Origin of the sequence: Brachybacterium subflavum (genome assembly GCF_009299795.1) — a bacterium.
GTDB lineage: Bacteria > Actinomycetota > Actinomycetes > Actinomycetales > Dermabacteraceae > Brachybacterium > Brachybacterium subflavum.
Map to the genome: position 1 here is coordinate 1 of NZ_VIGP01000015.1, position 937 is coordinate 937.

Below are 937 nucleotides of genomic sequence, written 5' to 3' on the forward strand. Positions count from 1 at the left end.
GGGCGTGTCAGATGGTCTGTGTAAGTCCTGACTGAAGGGACCGAGACAATGACGACCATGACCGATGAGAACGAGGGCGATGCTCCCACGGGTGCGGACCTCGTCAAGCAGCTTCAGGCTGCTGGCGAGCTCGATGGCCTGTTCGCGCAGATCGACGCAGGAAAGATCGAGCTGACCGGCGACGGCGGGTTCATTCCCGCGCTGGTCAAAGCCGCTCTCGAACGCGGCCTGCAGGCCGAGCTGACCGACCATCTGGGATACGACAAGCACGACGCGAAGGGGCGAGGGACGGGCAACTCCCGCAACGGGACCACGCCGAAAACGGTCCAGTCCGAGGTCGGAGCGATCGATCTCGACGTTCCTCGTGACCGGATCGGCACGTTCGCCCCGCGCCTGCTCCCGAAGGGCCAGCGCCGCCTGGGTGGCCTGGACGAGATCATCATCAGCCTGTATGCGGGCGGGATGACGATCCGGGAGATCCAGCACCACCTGGCCTCCACGATCGGCACGGACCTCTCCCACGAGACGATCTCGAACATCACGGACGCGGTCGCCGAGGAGGTCCTGGAGTGGCAGCAGCGGCCGCTGGAAGAGTTCTACCCGGTGATCTACCTCGATGCGATCCGGATCAAGGTCCGCGAGGATCACCAGGTCATCGGCCGCTCCGCGTATCTCGCCGTGGGCGTGGACCTCGAGGGCGTCAAGCACGTGCTGGGCATCTGGGTCCAGGACACCGAGGGCTCCGCGTTCTGGGCGCACGTGTGCGCGGACCTCGCCAATCGCGGCGTGAAGGACGTGCTGATCGTCTGCTGCGACGGGCTCAAGGGCCTTCCCGAGGCGATCGAGGCGACCTGGCCGGACTCGATGGTCCAGACCTGCGTGGTCCACCTGATCCGCGCCGCGATGCGGTTCGTCAGCTACACCGACCGCAAGAAGG

1 protein-coding gene is annotated in these 937 nt (G+C 66.0%); it reads left to right on the top strand.

Translation table 11 applies throughout. The annotated features are described in order from the left end of the window. Positions 1 to 48: 48 nt before the first annotated feature. A partial coding sequence (locus tag FHG10_RS17800; protein WP_227488365.1) for an IS256 family transposase occupies positions 49 to 937 on the top strand: 889 nt, incomplete at its 3' end.